General features: G+C 70.0%; 14 protein-coding genes. 5 read left to right on the top strand and 9 right to left on the bottom strand.

Features of this window, described 5'->3' with window-relative positions:
• Positions 1-8: 8 nt before the first annotated feature.
• Complete coding sequence (locus tag IPV10_RS04720; protein WP_207480941.1) at positions 9-659, top strand: pentapeptide repeat-containing protein; 651 nt, start codon at positions 9-11, stop codon at positions 657-659.
• Between the two features lie 28 nt (positions 660-687).
• On the opposite strand, the gene IPV10_RS04715 is transcribed toward IPV10_RS04720, so the two are convergent.
• Genes IPV10_RS04715 through IPV10_RS04700 form a run of 4 tightly spaced genes read right to left on the bottom strand, consistent with a single transcriptional unit; the run spans position 688 to position 5,573 of the window.
• Positions 688-2,193, bottom strand: coding sequence for an ABC transporter ATP-binding protein (locus tag IPV10_RS04715; RefSeq protein ID WP_242684641.1), 1,506 nt, complete (start codon positions 2,191-2,193; stop codon positions 688-690).
• Complete coding sequence (locus tag IPV10_RS04710; protein WP_207480939.1) at positions 2,190-2,993, bottom strand: ABC transporter permease; 804 nt, start codon at positions 2,991-2,993, stop codon at positions 2,190-2,192. The genes IPV10_RS04715 and IPV10_RS04710 overlap by 4 nt, the downstream gene beginning before the upstream one ends.
• Positions 2,990-3,934: an ABC transporter permease gene (locus tag IPV10_RS04705; protein WP_207480937.1), complete on the bottom strand. Its 945-nt coding sequence runs from the start codon at positions 3,932-3,934 to the stop codon at positions 2,990-2,992. Before IPV10_RS04705 ends, IPV10_RS04710 begins: the two co-directional genes overlap by 4 nt.
• A 28-nt stretch (positions 3,935-3,962) precedes the next feature.
• Positions 3,963-5,573, bottom strand: coding sequence for an ABC transporter substrate-binding protein (locus IPV10_RS04700; protein ID WP_207480935.1), 1,611 nt, complete (start codon positions 5,571-5,573; stop codon positions 3,963-3,965).
• 171 nt (positions 5,574-5,744) lie between these two features.
• On the opposite strand from IPV10_RS04700, the gene valS reads away from it, so the two are divergent.
• Together valS and IPV10_RS04690 are read left to right on the top strand one after the other, a co-directional pair.
• Positions 5,745-8,369 (top strand): valine--tRNA ligase, encoded by a 2,625-nt coding sequence (gene valS, locus IPV10_RS04695; protein WP_207480933.1) that lies wholly within the window; start codon positions 5,745-5,747, stop codon positions 8,367-8,369.
• The gene (locus tag IPV10_RS04690; protein WP_207480931.1) at positions 8,369-8,584 is read left to right on the top strand and encodes a hypothetical protein; all 216 of its coding nucleotides are present in this window, start codon (positions 8,369-8,371) and stop codon (positions 8,582-8,584) included. Before valS ends, IPV10_RS04690 begins: the two co-directional genes overlap by 1 nt.
• Before the next feature lie 67 nt (positions 8,585-8,651).
• Here the strand turns inward: IPV10_RS04690 and IPV10_RS04685 are convergent, their stop codons facing one another.
• From IPV10_RS04685 to tdh, 4 genes are all read right to left on the bottom strand, one after another.
• Complete coding sequence (locus IPV10_RS04685; RefSeq protein ID WP_207480929.1) at positions 8,652-8,870, bottom strand: hypothetical protein; 219 nt, start codon at positions 8,868-8,870, stop codon at positions 8,652-8,654.
• Positions 8,867-9,490 (bottom strand): transcriptional regulator, encoded by a 624-nt coding sequence (locus IPV10_RS04680; RefSeq protein WP_207480927.1) that lies wholly within the window; start codon positions 9,488-9,490, stop codon positions 8,867-8,869. The genes IPV10_RS04685 and IPV10_RS04680 overlap by 4 nt, the downstream gene beginning before the upstream one ends.
• Positions 9,491-9,574: 84 nt before the next feature.
• Positions 9,575-10,753, bottom strand: coding sequence for a glycine C-acetyltransferase (locus IPV10_RS04675; RefSeq protein WP_207480924.1), 1,179 nt, complete (start codon positions 10,751-10,753; stop codon positions 9,575-9,577).
• Positions 10,754-10,782: 29 nt separating this feature from the next.
• Positions 10,783-11,826 (bottom strand): L-threonine 3-dehydrogenase, encoded by a 1,044-nt coding sequence (gene tdh, locus IPV10_RS04670; protein WP_207480922.1) that lies wholly within the window; start codon positions 11,824-11,826, stop codon positions 10,783-10,785.
• Positions 11,827-11,907: 81 nt separating this feature from the next.
• Here tdh and IPV10_RS04665 point away from each other — a divergent pair, with 81 nt between their 5' ends.
• Entirely contained in the window at positions 11,908-12,816 is a 909-nt protein-coding gene (locus IPV10_RS04665) for a LysR family transcriptional regulator (RefSeq protein WP_207480920.1), read from the top strand.
• A complete protein-coding gene (locus IPV10_RS04660) occupies positions 12,813-14,864 on the top strand; it encodes a M3 family metallopeptidase (RefSeq protein WP_207480918.1) in 2,052 nt (683 codons plus the stop codon). The genes IPV10_RS04665 and IPV10_RS04660 overlap by 4 nt, the downstream gene beginning before the upstream one ends.
• Positions 14,865-14,884: 20 nt before the next feature.
• Here IPV10_RS04660 and IPV10_RS04655 read toward each other — a convergent pair whose 3' ends face one another.
• A complete protein-coding gene (locus IPV10_RS04655) occupies positions 14,885-15,997 on the bottom strand; it encodes a bifunctional 2-polyprenyl-6-hydroxyphenol methylase/3-demethylubiquinol 3-O-methyltransferase UbiG (RefSeq protein WP_207480916.1) in 1,113 nt (370 codons plus the stop codon).
• Between the last annotated feature and the right edge of the window lie 37 nt (positions 15,998-16,034).

Here is a 16,034-nt window from a genome sequence, read left to right as displayed (position 1 = left end):
TCGAACCCATGGCCCGCACCACCGACTCCCCCGCCGCGCCGCGCGCCTCGGCGCCCGACCTTCCCGATGATCTGGTGCCCGCGACGCCGGCGCGCAGCGCGGACCTCCTCGCCGCGAGCCTCGACCTCACCGGCACGGCCGACCTCGCCTACGCCTCGCTCGAGCAGTGCACGGTCGGCGCCGACGCCGACAGCGTCGACCTGACCGGCGCCACGATCCTCGACGTCGGCATGACCGGCGTCCGCATCGCCTCCCTGAAGATGCGGGGGGCCGGGATCCGCCGCCTCAGCATCACCGGCGGCCGCATCGGCACCCTCGACCTGAGCGGCGCCCGCATCGACGAGCTGCGGCTGAGCGACCTGCGCGTCGACTACCTGAACCTCGGCGGCGCCCGTGCCACCGACGTCGAGATCTCCGGCTGCGGCATCCGCACGATCGACATGCCGCAGGCCGAGCTCACCAGGGTCCGGTTCACCGGCTCGACCAGCGACGAGGTCGACCCCCGCGGGATGCGCGCGGTCGACGTCGATCTGCGCGGGCTCGATGCATTGTCCTACCTCGACGCCAACAGCCTGCGCGGCACGACCCTGACCGGGTTCCAGGTCCAGCAGCTCGCCGCCGTGATCGCCGCGGGTCTCGGCATCCAGATCAGGGACTGAGGCCCGGCGGAGGAGAGCACAGCGGGATTCAGCCGGGGATCGGACCGTTCGCCGCGAGGAGCTCCCTGGTGAACGGATGCTGCGGCGCCGCGAACACCTCGGCCGTCGCACCCTGCTCCACCACGAGCCCGTCCTGCATGACCAGCACATCGTCGGCGACCGCTCCGACCACATCGAGGTCGTGCGACACGAAGATCATCGTGAGCCCGCGCGAGCGCTGCAGACGCAGCAGCAGCCGCAGCACCCGCTCCCGCACCGACGGGTCGAGTGCGGACACGGGCTCGTCGAGCACCAGCACCGAGGGATCTGCGGCGAGAGCACGCGCGATGGCCGCGCGCTGACGCTGCCCGCCGGAGAGGGACCGCGGTCGGCGCGTCGCGAGCTCGGGCTCGAGCCCGACCTCCGCGAGCAGCGCGGCGGCCTGCTCCGCACGCCGTCCGCGCGGTACCCCGCCGGCCTCGAGAGCCTCACGCAGGGATCGGCCGATGCTCCACCGCGGATCGAACGCGCCGAGCGGATTCTGATGCACCAGCTGCACCCGGCTCGGCGCCGACCACCTGAGCGCGCCCTCGTCGGGGCGCTCGACGCCGACGATCATCCGCGCGAGGGTCGTCTTGCCAGACCCCGACTCTCCGACGATCCCGAGGGTGCGGCCCTCCGCCACCGAGAACGAGGCGTCCCGCACGGCCGGGACGCCGGCGAAGCTCTTCGTCAGCCCCTCGACCACCAGCGCGACCCCGGATGCCGCCGGCTGCACGCCCCTCGGCTGGTGCAGCGTGGCCGCGATGAGCTGGCGCGTGTATTCGTGCTGCGGCGACTCGAGCACCGCGGCGACGGCTCCCGACTCGACCACCGAGCCGTTCCGCATCACCAGCACCCTGTCGGCGAGGCGCCGGACGGCGGCGAAGTCGTGACTGACGAACACGACCGCGGTGCCGGCGTCGGCGATCTCGCGCAGCAGGCCGAGGATGCGCGCCTGCACGGTGGCGTCGAGTGCCGTGGTCGGCTCGTCTGCGACGAGCACCCCTGGCTGTGCGGCGAGCGCGGAGGCGATGAGGGCGCGCTGCCGGAGTCCTCCGGAGAGCTCGTGCGGATGCTGACGGGCCCTGCGCTCCGCGTCCGGCATCCACACTCTCTGCAGCAGCTCGCGCACGCGCGTCTGCAGCGCCGTGCGACCGCTCACGACCCTGTGCAGCCGCAGCGGCTCGGCGACCTCCGTGCCGATCCGCTGCAGCGGATCGAGCGACACCAGGGCGTCCTGCGAGACCAGGGCGATCCTCGAACCGCGCAGCGTCCTCCACTGGTGCTCGCTCGCTGCCGCGGCATCCGTCCCGTCGATCGAGAGGCGCCCGACCTCGACCACCGCGTCCGCCGGCGTGAGGCCCAGCAGCGCCCGCGCCGTGAGTGATTTCCCGGCACCGGACTCGCCGACGATCGCCACGACCTCTCCGCGGTCGACCGCGAGGGAGACGCCGTCGACGACCTGCCGGCCGCCGAAGCGAATCCGCAGGCCCTCCATCTCCAGGGCGGTCATGATCGTCCCCCGTCTGCGCCGGCACGCAGCATCCGTCCGACCACGGTCGCGGCGATCACCGTGACGGTGATGGCGATGCCGGGGAACACCGAGATCCACCATGCGCGGCCGAGCACATTGCGCCCGCCGGCGAGCATGAGCCCCCATTCGGGGGTCGGCTCGGACGGCCCGAGCCCGAGGAAGCTGAGGCCGGCGGCGGCGAGGATGCTGGAGCCGATGCCGATCGTCGCCAGCACACTGAGCGCGCCGAGCACCCCTGGCGCGACATGCCGGCGGAAGGCGCGCAGCCGCGGCACGCCGAGGATGCGGGCCGCCTCGACGTGCTCTGCGACCCGCAGCGTCCGTGTCTGCACCCTCGCCAGCCGGATGTAGACCGGGACCGCCGCGATCGTCACGGCGATCGCGATGTTGACGGGGCCCGGGCCGAGGACGGCGACGACGACGAGCGCCACGAGGAACTCCGGGAACGCCATCAGGACGTCGTTGACGCGCATCAGGGAGACGTCCACGGCCCGTGGCGCGACGCCGGCGAGCGATCCGATCAGGAGTCCCGCGAGCAGCGCGATCCCGGTGGCGAGCAGGCCGATGCCCAGCGAGCGCCCCGCTCCGAACACGACGCGCGAGTACACGTCCCGCCCGCTCTGATCGGTGCCGAACAGGTGCTCCGCGCTCGGCGGGAGCAGCGCGGAGCGCACGTCCGTCTGCAGCGGATCGTGGGTCGCGAGGACGCCGGGCAGCAGCGCCGCGAACCCGATCACGAGCAGCGCCGCGACCGCGATCCAGAGCAGAGCGCGCCTCATCGGTGGCTCCCGGCTGCGCGGACCGCGAGACGAGGGTCGATGAGCGGATGCAGCACCTCCACGATCAGGTTCACCGCGACGAAGACGACGGCACTGAGCAGGATGATCCCGGTGATCACGGGCAGATCGCGGTCGCTGATCGCGGTGAGCGTCACTCGCCCCAGCCCCGGCCGCGCGAACACCGTCTCGACGAGGACCGCGCCGCCGAGGACCGACCCAGTGAGGTAGGCGGCGAGTGTGAGGGCCCCTGATGCGCCGTGTCGCAGGCCGTGCCGCACCGTGAACCAGGTCGGCCCCGCGCCGCGGGCGCGCACGGTCTCGGCGAACGGCATCCGCTCGGCCTGCACGAGCCCGTCGCGCAGAACCTGGCTGAGCAGCGCCGCCACGGGAAGAGCCAGCGTGATCGCGGGCAGCACGATGGTCGCCGGATTCCTCGCCCCCGAGATCGGGAACCACCCGAGCCCGAAGGCGAACACGCTGAGCAGGAGGAGCCCGATCCAGAACACCGGCGACGACAGCACGATGAGCTCGATGCCCGCGGCGACCGCTCGCCCGGCTTGACCGCGGACGAACAGCGACACCGCGAGCGCGAGAATCACCGCGATGACCAGCGCGAGGACCGAGAGCTGCAGGGTCGCACCCAGCTGCCGCCCGATCACGTCGGTGACGGGCATCCGCAGCTGATACGACTCGCCGAGGTCGCCCCTGGCGAGCTGCCCGATGAAGGTCAGGTACTGCTCGAGCGGCGGCCTGTCGAGGCCGAGCTCGGCGCGGATGCCGTCCTTGACCTCTTCACTGACCTGGGCCTGCGGCCCGAGCATCACCGACACCGGGTCGCCCGGGATCACCCGGAACGCGAGGAAGACCAGGGTGGCCGCGCCCCAGAGCACGACGACGACGGATGCTGCGAGGCCGGCGATCCGGATGAGCGCAGCCTTCACAGCACCGGCCTCCGCTCAGCGACTGGGATCAGCCGACGCTCACATCGTAGAACAGCGGCCGGCCGTAGAGGTCGTAGTCGAGACCCTGCACGCGCTCGCCGACCGCGGTGATCGCCGACGGGCTGTACAGCGGCACGATAGCCGTGTAGTCGGCGTTCCACTCCTGCAGCTCGGTGTAGATGTCGTTGCGCTCCTGCTGGTCGCTGGAGGCGACGGCCGTCTCGAGCAGCGCGTCGATCTCGGGGTCGGTCACCTGCGAGGCGTTCTGGAAGCCCTCGGTGTGCAGGTGGTTGCGCAGGAAGTCGGCGTCGACGCCGGAGAAGCCCCAGTCGGTGAGGTCGAACGTCTTGGGCCCGTACTGCTCGTTGTAGGCACCGGGCTCGAGCACCTCGCGCACGACCTCGAAGCCGATCCCCTTGAGGTCGGACTGGATGGCGTTGGCGAGGGCCGCACGATCGTCGGGCACGGGGGTCCAGGCGATCCAGCGCGCGGAGAGCCGCTGGCCGTCCTTCATGCGGATGCCGTCGGCGTCGCGCTCGGTCCAGCCCGCCTCGTCCAGGAGCGCGTTCGCCGCGTCCTGGTCGAACGGCCGGCTGCCCTCGAGCCCGGCGTCGTAGCCGGGGGTGGTCGAGCCGAGGATGCTCCACGCCCGCGGGAACTGGCCGAAGAAGATCTCCTCGACGGCGGCGTCGACGTCGATACCCCGCGCGAACGCCTGACGCACCTTCTCGTCTGCGAAGACGCCGTGCTTCTCGTTCAGGTACAGCGAGTACGGCAGGCCCGGGTACTCGACAGAGTCGACGGTGATGCCGTCGCCGAGGTCGCCCGCCAGGTTCGGCGGCATGTTGCTCGCGAGGTCGGCCTCACCGCTCTCGACGACGCCGGCGCGCACCGAGGCCTCCGGCTGGATCTCGACGCGCAGCGTCTCGAACTTCGGAGCCTCGGCGCCGTTCGGGCCCCAGGCATAGTCGTCGTTGCGGGTGTACACGATCTCCTGATCCGGCGTGTACTCGGTGAGCTCGAACGGTCCGGTGCCGACCGTGACACCCGGTCCGCCCGCCTTGAGCTCGTCGCCGGACTCCTCGAGCACCTTCGGCGAGTAGAAGCCGAGCTGCGGTGTGCTGGCGGCCTGCAGGAACGGCGCGTACGGCTGGGTGAAGGTCACCGTGACGGTGAACTCGTCGACGACCTCGGTGCCCTCGTAGAAGTCGGCGCCGAGCATGCTCGCGGCCTGCGCCGACTCGGTCGCAGGATCCACGACGCGATCGAAGTTCGCCTTGACCGCCGCAGCGTCGAACTTCTCGCCGTCGGTGAACGTCACGTCGTCGCGCAGGGTGAAGGTGTACTCCGTGCTGTCGTCGGAGATCTCCCATTCGGTGGCGAGCCACGGCGAGAAGCTGCCGTCGTCCTCCTGGAACACCAGCGAGTCGAGCACGGCGCGCTGCACCATGCCGGAGACGTCGAGCTGGCTGACCTGCGGGTCCATGTGACCGGCCGAGAGGTTGGCGCCCTCGATCGACCAGACGACCTCCCCGCCACCGGACTCGGATGCCGGGGTCGCGCAGGCGCTGAGCGCCAGCGCGGCGACCGCGACGAGAGAGGCTGCGGGAAGAAGACGACGCGCTCGGCGTGCAGGCATGACTGTTCCTCAGGAAGATCGGGCCGGGATGGCTCCAGTCTACGGCCGAATTGTTGGACCGGGTCGATCTGCAGCAGGCCCGGCATCCGGAGTCGATCGCTACACTGGAGGGCACAACCCACACTCAGGCACGCTCACACAGTGCCGCATACATCGCTCAAGGAGACCTCCATGGCCGCGTCCGATCAGACCCGGATTCCCGACAAGCCCGCCCTCGAAGGTCTCGAAGCGAAGTGGGACACTGCCTGGCGCGAGCAGGGCACCTATCTTTTCGACCGCATCCGCGCGGCGCAGGCCGGCCGCGAGGGCGTCTATTCGATCGACACTCCCCCGCCGACGGCATCCGGCTCCCTCCACATCGGGCATGTGTTCTCGTACACGCACACCGACGTCAAGGCCCGATACGAGCGGATGCGCGGCAAGACCGTGTTCTACCCGATGGGCTGGGACGACAACGGCCTGCCCACCGAGCGTCGCGTGCAGAACTACTACGGCGTGCGCTGCGACCCCTCGCTCCCCTACGACGCCGACTTCACTCCCCCGTTCGAGGGCGGGGACAACAAGTCCAGCCGCGCCGCCGACCAGGTGCCGATCAGCCGCCGCAACTTCATCGAGCTGTGCGAGCGGCTGACCGTCGAGGACGAGAAGCAGTTCGAGGCGCTGTTCCGTCAGCTCGGCCTGAGCGTCGACTGGACGCAGACCTACCGCACGATCTCCGACGACACGATCCGGCAGAGCCAGCTCGCGTTCCTGCGCAACATCGAGCGGGGCGAGGCCTACCAGGCCCTCGCGCCGACGCTGTGGGACATCGACTTCCGCTCGGCGATCGCGCAGGCGGAGCTCGAGGACCGCGATCAGCAGGCCGCGTTCCACACCATCGACTTCCCGTTCGCCGACGGCCCGCTCGCGGACGGCACCGCCTCGATCACGATCGAGACCACCCGCCCCGAACTCCTCCCCGCGTGCGTCGCGATCGTGACGCACCCCGAGGGGCCGCACAAGCACCTGATCGGCACGAAGGTGCGGACGCCCTTCTTCGGCGCCGAGATCGAGGTCCACGGCCACCACCTCGCCCAGCCGGACAAGGGCACGGGAGCGGCCATGGTCTGCACCTTCGGCGACGTGACCGACATCATCTGGTGGCGGGAACTCCGCACGACGGATGGCCGCGACCTGCCGAACATGACCACGATCGGCCTGGACGGGCGCTTCCTGCCCGCCGCTCCGTCGATCGTCGCGAACGCCGAGGCGATCGACTGGTACGCCGCCGAGCTCGCCGGCAAGACCGTCTTCTCGGCACGCAAGGCGATCGCGGAGAAGCTGCAGGAGACCGGCGACATGACCGCCGTGGGCAAGCCGTTCAACCACGCGGTGAAGTTCTTCGAGAAGGGCGACCGCCCGCTGGAGATCGTGTCGACGCGTCAGTGGTACATCCGCAACGGCGCCCGCGACGCCGAGCTGCGTGACCAGCTGCTCGCGCACGGCAAGGAGCTCGCCTGGCACCCGGAGTTCATGCGGGTCCGCTACGAGAACTGGGTGGGCGGCCTGACCGGCGACTGGCTGGTGTCGCGCCAGCGATTCTTCGGCGTCCCGATCCCCCTCTGGTACGCCCTCGACGAGAACGGCGAGCGCGACTACGACCGCGTGCTCATCCCCGATCACGCAGCGCTCCCGATCGACCCGACGACCGATCTGCCGGCCGGCTACACCGAGGACCAGCGCGGCGTGGCAGGCGGATTCGAGGCCGAGGCTGACATCCTCGACACCTGGGCGACGTCCTCCCTCACCCCGCAACTGGCCGGCGGCTGGCAGCGGGACGAGGAGCTGTGGCAGCTCACGGCGCCGTTCGACTTGCGTCCGCAGGGGCAGGACATCATCCGCACCTGGCTGTTCTCGACCATGCTGCGCTCCACGCTCGAAGACGGCCGCACGCCGTGGCGGAACGCCGCGATCAGCGGTTTCATCGTCGACCCCGACCGCAAGAAGATGTCGAAGTCCAAGGGCAACGTGGTCACGCCCGCCGACATCCTCGCCAGCCACGGATCGGATGCTGTGCGCTACTGGGCGGCGTCGAGCCGACTGGGCATGGACGCGGCATTCGACCCGCAGAACCCGACCCAGGTGAAGATCGGCCGCCGCCTGGCGATCAAGGTGCTGAACGCCGCGAAGTTCGTGCTGTCGTTCCCCGTGCCCGAAGGCGCGGAGATCACGCATGCGCTCGACGCGTCGATGCTGACGGCGCTCGACGGCGTGATCGCCGATGCCACAAAGGCATTCGAGAACTACGACCAGGCCAAGGCGCTTGAAGTCACCGAGGCGTTCTTCTGGACCTTCTGCGACGACTACCTCGAACTCGTCAAGGAGCGCGCCTACAACCAGGCCGATGTCGGGCAGGCCTCCGCCGCCCTCGCGCTGCGCCTGGCACTGTCGACCCTCCTGCGCCTGCTGGCCCCGGTGCTGTCCTTCGCGACCGAGGAGGCATGGTCGTGGTTCGAGGAGGGCTCGGTGCACACCGCCGCCTGGCCCGAAGCCCTCGGCGTCGACGGCGACCCAGCCGTGCTCTCCGCCGCGAGCGAGGCGCTGATCGGCATCCGCCGTGCGAAGACCGAGGCGAAGGCCTCTCAGAAGACTCCGGTCTCGCACGCCGCGATCGCAGCTCCCGCCGCGAAGCTCGAGGCGCTGCGCGCCGCCGCGGACGACCTGCGCGCTGTGGGCCGCATCTCCGAGCTCGAGTTCACCGAGGCCGAGGAGTTCGCCGTCACGGCGATCGAGCTCGCCCCGGTCGAGTCCGTCTGATGCAGCTCGGGACACGGTGGGCGACGGGATCCGAGCCTCCGGCATCCGTGCCGGCCGCCCTGCGCCCGGCGATCACCGAGGTCGAGGCCCGCGGGCTGTCGGGACACTGGACGCTCACGTGGCTCGAGGGCCGGCCGATCGCCGAGCTCGACGCCGGCTGGGAGGTCCTGCAGACGGCATCCGGCGATGTCGTCGCCCGTCCGTTCGAAGACTGAGCTCCACGCACCCCGTGAACGACGAGACCCCCTGCCGCGGCAGGGGGTCTCGTCAGTCACGGTCCGCTCAGCGCAGCGGCAGTCCGAGTTGAGCGAGAGCGAGGTCGACGGCGCGCGGGTCCTGCTTCCGGGCCTGCTGCTCGCGGAGCATGTCGAGCGCGAGTTCCCGGCGCTCCGCCCTGGCGGCGATGCGACGATCCACGTGACGGGAGAGTGCCCGCGCGAGGTGCTGCAGCGACTTCTCGAAGGGCGTCGGCGTGGCGAGGCGAAGCGTTGCGGTGGTCATGATCGCTCCTCGGTGCTGGTCGGTGCGACGTCGGAGTGCGTCACCTGGATCGGAAGGTCGAAGATCTCGGCGCGCATCGAGACGCGCCGCACGTCAGGACCGGTCTGTCCGCGGTAGCGCCGGATCGCGCTCTCGACGAGCGTCTCCATCTCCTCGCGCAGCGACATCACCTGAGCCGGGGTCATGTCGAGGTGCGTCGTCATGGTGAGGCCGACGTCACGCCACGGCGCAGGCACCTCGGACTGGGGTCGGTTGAGGTACGCCATCAGGGTCTCGTGACGCAGCCGGAAGAACTCCGCGGTCACGATCTGCGCTGCGGCCCTGTTCGCGGGCGACATCGCGTCCTGCGGGCCGGGAACGTCGATCCGCCCCTTGGGCCGCTCCCACCAGCGCTCGCGGCCGGTTCCCCGGCCCTCGACCTCATGGATGAGGTCATGCGCTGCGAGAGCGCGAAGGTGGTAGCTCGTCGAGCCCGAGGTCTCCCCCACGAGCGCAGCCAGCGAACTGGCGGTCTGCGGCCCCTGGGCCGCCAGGATGTCGAAGATCCGCACCCGGAGCGGGTGCGCCAGTGCCTTCAGTGCCCCGGCATCCAGGGTGCGGATCTGCGTCTCGTTCGTCATGGATGCAAAGATACGCTTGCAAAGACCTCTTTGCAAGTACTTCTTTGCAAGTACTTCTTTGCAAACGTATCTTTGCGACTCCGATCAGCCCACGGATGCCCGCGCGGCGACGAACGCGGCGACGCAGCGCTCGATCTGCGCGGAGGTGTGCGCCGCGCTGAGCTGCACTCGGATGCGCGCGAGGCCGCGCGGCACCACCGGGAAGCTGAACGCCGTCACATAGATGCCCTGCGCCTGCATCTCCGTGGCGATGCGGGCGGTGAGGGCGGCGTCGCCGAACATGACAGGGACGATCGGATGCTCCCCGGGCAGCAGGTCGAAGCCCTCCGCACTCATGCGCTCGCGGAACAGCGCCGCGTTCGCGCGCAGCCGGGCACGCAGATCGGCCGACCCCTCGACGAGGTCGAGCGCCGTGAGCGTGCCCGCGACGATCGCGGGGGCGAGGGTGTTCGAGAACAGATAAGGGCGCGAGCGCTGACGCAGCAGCGCCACGATGTCGGCGTGCGAGGCGACGTACCCTCCGGATGCCCCGCCGAGCGCCTTGCCGAAGGTGCCGGTGTAGATGTCCACCCGGTCGGCGACGCCGCACAGCTCGGGAGTGCCGCGGCCGTTCTCGCCGACGAAGCCGACCGCGTGCGAGTCGTCCACGAACACGAGCGCGTCGTAGCGCTCTGCGAGGTCGCAGATCTCGGCCAGCGGTGCGATGTAGCCGTCCATCGAGAAGACCCCATCGGTGACGACCACGCGGAAGCGGGCGTCGGATGCCGCCTTCAGCTGCTCTTCGAGGTCCGCCATGTCGCGGTTCCGGTAGCGGAGCCGGCGTGCCTTCGACAAACGGATGCCGTCGATGATCGAGGCGTGGTTCAGTTCGTCGGAGATGATCGCGTCCTCCGCGCTGAACAGCGTCTCGAACACGCCCCCGTTGGCGTCGAAGCACGACGAGTAGAGGATCGCGTCATCCGTGCCGAGGAAGCCGGAGAGCCGCCGCTCGAGCTCGAGGTGCTGCTCCTGGGTTCCGCAGATGAAGCGCACGCTGGCGAGGCCGTACCCCCACTCGTCGAGCGCGCTCTTCGCCGCGGCGAGGATGCGCGGGTCATCGGCGAGGCCGAGATAGTTGTTCGCGCAGAAGTTCAGCACCTCCGCGCCATCGGCGGTGATCTCGGCGCTCTGCGGTCCGCGGATGCCGCGCTCGTGCTTCGTGAGCCCCGCCTCCTCGATTCCCGCCAGCTCCGTCGACACGTGCTTCTGGAATGTCCCGTACATCGCAATCTCCGTCTTCTACAGCTTCGTCTCTACAGCTTCGTCCAGTCGAGGATGATCTTCCCCGTGCCGGCGGACTCCGCCGCGGCGAAGCCCTTCTCCCAGTCGCTCGCCGGGATGACCTCGGCGATCACGCGACCGATCGACTCACGCAGCGTCGCGCTGGTCTGCAGCATCGCCCCCATCGCGTTCCAGGTCTCGAACATCTCGCGACCGTAGATGCCCTTGACGGTGAGCATGTGCGTGACGAGCTTGCCCCAGTCGACGCCGAAGCCGGCACTCGGGAGGCCGAGCATCGCGATGCGTCCGCCGTGGTTCATGTTGTCGATCATGGCGGGCAGAGCGGATGCCGCGCCGCTCATCTCGAACCCGATGTCGAACCCTTCGCGCATCCCGAGTGCCTTCTGCGCGTCGCGGATGTCGCGCACCGACACGTCGACCACCTCGTCTGCGCCCATCTGGCGCGCCATCTCCAGCCGCGGAGCGCTGACATCGGTGGCGGTGATGAAGCGCGCGCCCGCGTGCCTCGCGACGGCGATCGCCATCAGGCCGATCGGACCGCAGCCGGTGACCAGGACGTCCTCGCCGACGAGCGGGTAGGTGAGCGCGGTGTGCACGGCGTTGCCGAGCGGGTCGAAGATCGCGCCGAGCTCTGGGCTCACCTCGGCGTGATGCACCCACACGTTGGTCGCAGGAAGGGCCAGGTACTCGGCGAAGGCGCCGTCGCGCTGCAGGCCGAGCCCGATCGTGCGGATGCACATCTGCCGGCGGCCGGCACGGCAGTTGCGGCATGTGCCGCACACGATGTGGCCCTCGCCGGAGACGCGGTCGCCGATCGCGATGTCGTGCACGAGCGGGCCGACCTCGACGACCTCGCCGTAGAACTCGTGGCCGGGGATGAGCGGGGCGGCCACGGCGGATGCGGCCCAGTCGTCCCAGCGGAGGATGTGCAGGTCCGTGCCGCAGATTCCCGTGCGGAGCACGCGGATGACCACCTCGTCGGCGCCGGCGACGGGGTCGGGCCGATCTGCGAGTTCGAGTCCCGCTGCGCGTTCGGCTTTGAACAGTGCCTTCATGCTTCGATCACACCGCATCCGACCTTGTAGAGCAATCGCCGTCTGCTGCACGATCGATGAAGCATTCGCTAATCTTCTGGCATGGAACTCCACCAGCTCCAGATCCTGCGCGAACTGGGCGCGCTCGGCAGCGTGACGGCGGTCGCCGACGCCCTGAACGTGACCCCGTCCGCCGTCTCGCAGCATCTCGCCGCGCTGCAACGCGGATTCCGCACCCCGCTCACCCGGAGGGACGGCCGGCGTCTCGCCCTGACGCCGGCAGGCGAGGTGCTCGCCTCTGCGGGCGCCGAGGCGATCGACGCGATGGCGGCCGCCCGCAGCGCTCTCGACGAGTTCGAGGGTGCCAGCACCGGCGTGGTGTCGATCAGCGGGTTCCACAGCGTGGGGCAGGTGCTCTTCGGCTCCCTCATCCGCGAGCTCGCCGAGGTGGACGATCCCCCCACCGTCCGCCTGACCGACGAGGACGTCGCACAGAGCGAGTTCCCCGCCCTCACTGCGCGCTACGACCTGGTGCTCGCCCACCGCATGGAGCATTCGGCGCCGTGGCCGGCTGAGGGCATTCGCAGTCTGACGCTCGTCCGAGAGCCGCTCGACGTAGCCGTCGCGGCATCCCACCCGCTCGCCTCCCGGCGGACCGTGTCGCCTGAGGAGGTCGCCGGCCACCCGTGGGTGACGAGCCGCATCGGATACTCCCCCGACGACGTCCTGCGGGCGGTCTCGGCGGTCGCAGGACGAGCGGTCGACATCCGCCACCGCATCAACGACTATGGCGCCGTATCGGCCGTCGTCGCCGCCGGAGAGGTGCTCGGGATGCTGCCCCGCTACACGTCTCGCAGCGTGGACGATCGCGACATCGTCCGCCTCCCGCTGCACGGGGTCAGCACGCACCGCATGATCGACGTGCTGGCGCGGCCCGAGAACCTCCGCAGGCGCTCCGTCCGCATCGTCGTCGAGGCGCTCGAGCGCGTGATGGCTAGGCTCAGAGAATGACCGACGCCTCGAATCCGCTGCTCCAGCCCTCCACCCTTCCCTACGGGCTCCCGGACTACAGCGCGATCAGGCCGCAGCATTATCTTCCGGCGTTCCGCGCAGCCTTCGAGGAGCACCTGCGCGAGATCGGCAGGATCACGATGGTGCGTTCGATGCCGACGTTCGAGAACACGATCGAGGCGCTCGAGCGCTCGGGTGAGCTGCTCGATCGCGTCGCGCACGCCTTCTACACGGTGAGCTCAGCCGATGCGACGCCGGAGATACAGGCGGTCGACGAGCAGCTCGCACCGCTGATGGCCGCGCACCAGGATGCGGTCACGCTCGACGGCGCGCTGTACTGGCGCGTGCAGCAGGTGCATGCTCAGCTGGGCGGGCTGGAGCTCGATCCGGAGCAGCGCTACCTCGTCGAGCGCCGTCACCGGGAGATGACGCACGCCGGGGCCGCCCTGGGCGACGACGAGAAGGCGCGCCTGACGCAGCTGAACCAGCGGCTGTCGACGCTGAGCAACACGTTCGAGCGCAACCTGCTCGATGACACCAACGACCTCGCCGTGGTCTTCGACGATCCGGCGGAGCTCGACGGGCTCAGCACCGGCGAGCTCTCGGCGGCTGAGCGCTCCGCGCAGGAGCGCGGGCTCGAGGGCCGCTATCTCATCTCGCTGCCGCTGTTCACCGGTCACCCCTATCTCGCCCAGCTCCGCGACCGGGAATCGCGGCGGCGGATCATGGCGGCCTCCCGCACCAGGGCCTCTCGCGACAACGCCAGCGACAACCGCCCGGTGCTCGCCGAGATCGTGCGCCTGCGCGCGGAGAGGTCAGAGCTCCTCGGCTACGCATCCCACGCGGCCTATGTCACCGCTGACCAGACGGCGGGCAGCCCGGAGGCGGTCGAGCGGATGCTCCGGCAGCTCGCCCCTCCGGCGGCGCGCAACGCGGTCGCTGAGCGCGCGGCGCTGCAGGCGATCGTGGATGAGACCGAGGACGAGCCGTTCCCCGTCGAGGCCCACGACTGGGCGTTCTACACCGAGAGAGTCCGCACGGCCCGCTACGACATCGACACCGGTGCTCTGCGGCCGTGGTTCGAAGCCGAGCGGGTGCTGCAGGACGGCGTGTTCGCGGCCGCGACGAAGCTCTACGGCGTGACCTTCGCCGAGCGTCCCGACCTCATCGCCTATCACCCCGGCGCGCGGGTCTTCGAGGTCCACGATGCCGATGGCACCGCCGTCGGCCTGTACATCCTTGACCTGTACACGCGCGACACCAAGCGCGGCGGCGCGTGGATGAACCCGATCGTGAGCCAGTCGCACCTGCGCGGCACGCTGCCGGTCGTCGTCAACAACCTGAACGTGCCGAAGCCCGGCGAGGGCGAGCCGACCCTCCTCACGCTGGATGAGGTGACCACGCTCTTCCACGAGTTCGGCCATGCGCTGCACGGCCTGTTCGCACGCGTGACGTACCCGCATTTCGCGGGCACCAACGTGTTCCGCGACTTCGTGGAGTTCCCCAGCCAGGTGAACGAGATGTGGATCCTCTGGCCGGAGGTGCTCGACGACTACGCCAGGCACCACGAGACCGGCGAACCCCTGGATCCGGCCGTCGTCGAGAGACTCCGCGCCACCGAGACGTTCAACCAGGGTCATGCGACCAGCGAGTACCTCGCGGCGGCGTGGCTGGATCAGGCCTGGCACCTCGTCGACGCGGATGCCGAGATCGGCGACGTCGCCGCGTTCGAGGCGGCGTCTCTGGCGGACATCGGCCTGAACGATCCCGTCGTGCCGACGCGCTACTCGTCGACGTACTTCGCGCACGTCTTCTCCGGCGGGTACAGCGCCGGCTACTACTCCTACATCTGGAGCGAGGTGCTCGACGCCGACACGGTGGAGTGGTTCAGGGAGAGCGGCGGGCTCACCCGCGAGAACGGCGATCGGTTCCGTCAGCGCCTGCTCGGCGTCGGCGGCTCGAAGGATCCTCTGGAGGCGTACCGCGACTTCCGTGGCCGTGACGCGGAGATCGGGCCGCTGCTGAAGCGGCGTGGGCTGGAGGCGTGACCGAAGACGCGCTCGCCGCGTCAGGGATCGAGGCGGTAGAACCGCCAGAGCGGATGCTCGATCGGCAGGACCTCTGAACCCGTGAACCCGGCCTCGGCCGCCCACTCGTGCACCGTGGCCGCGCGAAGGACAGTGCCGTTGGCGGTGCGCACGCCCTCGGCCATCGTCGCGGGCAGGCAGTGCAGCACGCTGAACGCGTAGTTCAGCCGATCGAGGAAGTCGCCGTCCGGCGTGAACGCGTCGGCGACCTTCTCGTCCCCGACGAGCACCGCACCGCCGGGGCGCAGCAGACCGCGCGCCACCCGCAGCGCGGCAGCCGGGTCGTTCATGTCGTGCAGTGCCTCGAAGAACATGATGAGATCGAAGCCGTCGGCAGCGAACTCGGCGAAGTCGTCCGGCTCCGTCGCGTTCGCGCGCCGGACCAGGATCTGATCTGTGAGACCCTGCTGATCGACGAGTGCCCCGGCCTCCGCCACCGACTCCGGATCAAGATCGACCGCGACCAACTGTGCGCGCGGGAACGCCCTCGCGAGCGCAACGCTCGACCAGCCGGTGCCGACGCCGAGATCGAGGACCCTTCCGCCGTCTTCGAGCGTGGCGCGAACGTCTGGAAGCGCCGCGATCCACCCGGAGAGATCGTTGACGTAGCCTGGCCTGTTGAGCTGCTCCAGCCCCCTGCGTACGCCTGTGCCGAAGGCCCCGTAACGCACGCCTGCGCCCGTGCGCGCCGCCTCGACCACGTCGTCGAACGCGGAGGCGGTGCCGGCGAACATCGTTCCCGTCCCGATCGCATACGCAGGGTGGTCGGGGTCGAGAAACACGGGATGATGAGCAGCAGGGAGCAGGAAGCGGCGCTCGTCCGGCGCCGTCGATGCGTCTCGGACCGCGATGAAGCCGGCTGCCGCCTGCTGCTCGAGCCACTCCCTGGCCATGCGGACGTCGATGTCCGCCCGTGTCGCAAGTTCAGCCGGCGTGACGTCCGCCACCTCCGCGACCGCCTCATACAACCCCAATCGGCGTCCGAATTCGATGCTGAGGAGCTCGAGCCCCGGAACGAGCGACTCGATGAGGCGCTCGGCGAGGCTCTCAGCGGTGGTGGCGTCGTCGCCGTCCGACGGCATTGTCGTGCTCATGGGTCCATTGAAGCGCGAAAGGTCGTCCGGCGCACCG

Origin of the sequence: Microbacterium sp. SD291, assembly GCF_017355365.1 — a bacterium.
In the GTDB taxonomy this organism is placed as follows: Bacteria; Actinomycetota; Actinomycetes; order Actinomycetales; family Microbacteriaceae; genus Microbacterium.
Note: the sequence above shows the minus strand (reverse complement) of the source record. Positions and strands in the feature narration are given on the sequence as shown.

What these genes read in the sequence shown, in the direction of transcription:
- IPV10_RS04720 (WP_207480941.1), top strand. Translation starts at nt 9, where the DNA reads ATGGCCCGCACCACCGACTCCCCCGCCGCGCCGCGCGCCTCGGCGCCC.
- IPV10_RS04715 (WP_242684641.1), bottom strand. Translation starts at nt 2,193, where the DNA reads ATGACCGCCCTGGAGATGGAGGGCCTGCGGATTCGCTTCGGCGGCCGG.
- IPV10_RS04710 (WP_207480939.1), bottom strand. Translation starts at nt 2,993, where the DNA reads ATGAGGCGCGCTCTGCTCTGGATCGCGGTCGCGGCGCTGCTCGTGATC.
- IPV10_RS04700 (WP_207480935.1), bottom strand. Translation starts at nt 5,573, where the DNA reads ATGCCTGCACGCCGAGCGCGTCGTCTTCTTCCCGCAGCCTCTCTCGTC.
- valS (WP_207480933.1), top strand. Translation starts at nt 5,745, where the DNA reads ATGGCCGCGTCCGATCAGACCCGGATTCCCGACAAGCCCGCCCTCGAA.
- IPV10_RS04690 (WP_207480931.1), top strand. Translation starts at nt 8,369, where the DNA reads ATGCAGCTCGGGACACGGTGGGCGACGGGATCCGAGCCTCCGGCATCC.
- IPV10_RS04685 (WP_207480929.1), bottom strand. Translation starts at nt 8,870, where the DNA reads ATGACCACCGCAACGCTTCGCCTCGCCACGCCGACGCCCTTCGAGAAG.
- IPV10_RS04680 (WP_207480927.1), bottom strand. Translation starts at nt 9,490, where the DNA reads ATGACGAACGAGACGCAGATCCGCACCCTGGATGCCGGGGCACTGAAG.
- IPV10_RS04675 (WP_207480924.1), bottom strand. Translation starts at nt 10,753, where the DNA reads ATGTACGGGACATTCCAGAAGCACGTGTCGACGGAGCTGGCGGGAATC.
- tdh (WP_207480922.1), bottom strand. Translation starts at nt 11,826, where the DNA reads ATGAAGGCACTGTTCAAAGCCGAACGCGCAGCGGGACTCGAACTCGCA.
- IPV10_RS04665 (WP_207480920.1), top strand. Translation starts at nt 11,908, where the DNA reads ATGGAACTCCACCAGCTCCAGATCCTGCGCGAACTGGGCGCGCTCGGC.
- IPV10_RS04660 (WP_207480918.1), top strand. Translation starts at nt 12,813, where the DNA reads ATGACCGACGCCTCGAATCCGCTGCTCCAGCCCTCCACCCTTCCCTAC.
- IPV10_RS04655 (WP_207480916.1), bottom strand. Translation starts at nt 15,997, where the DNA reads ATGAGCACGACAATGCCGTCGGACGGCGACGACGCCACCACCGCTGAG.